Genomic DNA, 2302 nt, shown 5'->3' with positions numbered 1-2302 from the left:
ATAATCCACATAATCTGTGGCTAAAATAAAATAGCCACGAATTCACGAATTTATTCTTCAAATTGGTTCGTTTTCCGCCACTGATTGCACAGATTAAAAGGATTTATATACTGGAATGAAAAAAGGAATAGCCGCGAATTACCCGAATTTACACAAAACAATTCGTGAAAATTCGTGCAATTCGTGGCAAAAAAAAAAAATCCTCTTAATCCGTATAATCTGTGGCAAAAATAAAATATCCGCGAATTCACGAATTAATAGTAAATAAAATTCGTGAATTCGTGGCTAATAAAAATTACAAGCTAAAAATTAGCTAATTATAATCTTATGCTCGTGACGGTATTGTGAAGCACTTTTACCCGTATACTGCTTAAACGATTTACTAAAGTGACTGAAATTGTTAAAACCGCTTTCGTAACATACTTCATTTATGCTTATCGGTTTTTCGGCCAGAAGTTTTGAAGCATGTACCAGTCGGTATTCGTTTACAAATTCGGTAAACGTTTTATTGGAGATCTTCTTAAAATAACGGCAGAAAGAAGGGGTCGTCATGCTTACCAGATTCGAAACTTCGTCGATCGCAATGGGCTGCTGGAAATTATCTTTTACATAATTAAAGACTACATTCATTCGGTCGCTGTCCTGTGTCTGTAATTCCATAGCAAAGCCATCAGCATTCAGCATGGTATATTCTTCAGAGGAATCTAGTTCATCCAGAATACTTAAAAGTGTTAACAAACGCTGAAACGGAAGCTGCTCTTCCATCATTTCGATTTTCTTCCCGATTCTTTTTTTTGTTTCGCCACCAAAAGCAATTCCGCCTTTAGACTGACTCAAAACATTCTGAATCTTTTTCATTTCGGGAACAGCAAAAAAGTTGTTTCCTAAAAATTCAGGTTTAATATGTATAACCGTTTCGTTTATATTTCCCGTTTGTTCGTTTGTAAAACCGCAATGCGGCAAATTAGAGCCTATCAGAATCAAACTACCATTTGTATAATAGGAAACATGGCTTCCTATTTGTCTTTTCCCTGCCCCGCCATTTATATAAACCAACTCAATCTCTGGATGATAATGCCATAAATGAGCTTTACTATTGGTCTTTTCGGCGTGTTTAGTGTAGGTAAAAGAACTTCCGTATGAGTTAGTTATCACTTCAAGAGCTGGGGCGTTCGTCTTCATGATAATTTCTTTAAAAAATAATAGCAAATTTAACAAAATCGCCTAATATAATTTAAAAATTAACCTATAACGGTTTCGTAAATGAGAATTTTTCATCAAATTCAATTCAGCCAACACCCCTTAAAACGATCATTTTTGGAAGACCCATATTTTTATTCCTTATTTTTTTAATATATCGCATTTATTCTACTTCTTTTATAGACATTTATTATTTATGTAAGATTTTTACAGGCCTGATAAAAACATTAACATTTAGAAATATTTGAAAAATAATAGCCTAATTAACAAAAACACCTAAAAAAATTCAAATTTTAACCTATAACGGTTTCGTAAATGAGAATATAGCACATAAATTGGAAAATAGAGTTGATATAAAATAGATACAGTCGTACTAATTTTACATCAGAGATTTAGAGCTAAAAATTTTAAAAACAAATACTATGAAAAAGATTGTAAAATTAAGTTTAGTATGTGCAGCACTTTTTGCAGGAGCAAGCACTTATGCGATTGATGGGAATGAGGACTTTAATCTTCATGTATTACAAAATGGAAAATTGATCTCTTTTGGAGTAAATCAATTACAGAAAGCAAAATTGACTATATATGATAATGACGGTACTGTATTATATTCTGAAAATGCTTCAGGAAAAGACGGTATCTTAAGAACTTTCAACTTACAGGATTTTCCTGACGGAACTTATTTCCTTGAAGTAGAAGACAGTACTAAAAAAGTTAAATATCAAATAAGTGTAAACAATAATGTAAGCACTTTATCTTCAAAAGCAATTTCATCAGTTTACAAAACAGTAGCTGACAAAAATACTAGCGTAGCAGTACGCTAAACAAGTTATACTTCTCATAAGTATAAAACTAAGGTTAGATAGTTAGTAAAGTTAAAAACGCAAGTTTTAAAACAGCTCTTTGTGGTTATTGGGCTGTTTTTTTTGCTTTATATTTAACCACAATAACGCAGAAGTTTATGCAAGCCCGATAGTTATACTAAAACATAACCCGTGGTTTCAACCGCGGGAAACGAAAGCTAAATCAACAGCAATATTATATACGATACGATCATATCCGATGCGTTCCAGCGGTTCAAACCGCTGGCTATGTTTGTCAC

General features: G+C 32.7%; 2 protein-coding genes. One reads left to right on the top strand and one right to left on the bottom strand.

What is annotated here, in order from left to right:
- Positions 1 to 309: 309 nt before the first annotated feature.
- Positions 310 to 1182 carry an AraC family transcriptional regulator gene (locus ACODST_RS27695; RefSeq protein ID WP_488935329.1) on the bottom strand — a complete coding sequence of 291 codons (873 nt, stop codon included), beginning with the start codon at positions 1180 to 1182 and terminating at the stop codon, positions 310 to 312.
- Positions 1183 to 1622: 440 nt separating this feature from the next.
- On the opposite strand from ACODST_RS27695, the gene ACODST_RS27690 reads away from it, so the two are divergent.
- The gene (locus tag ACODST_RS27690; protein ID WP_488935328.1) at positions 1623 to 2024 is read left to right on the top strand and encodes a T9SS type A sorting domain-containing protein; all 402 of its coding nucleotides are present in this window, start codon (positions 1623 to 1625) and stop codon (positions 2022 to 2024) included.
- Positions 2025 to 2302: the final 278 nt, after the last annotated feature.

The sequence above is a fragment of the Flavobacterium sp. FG19 genome (assembly GCF_057809475.1).
Note: the sequence above shows the minus strand (reverse complement) of the source record. Positions and strands in the feature narration are given on the sequence as shown.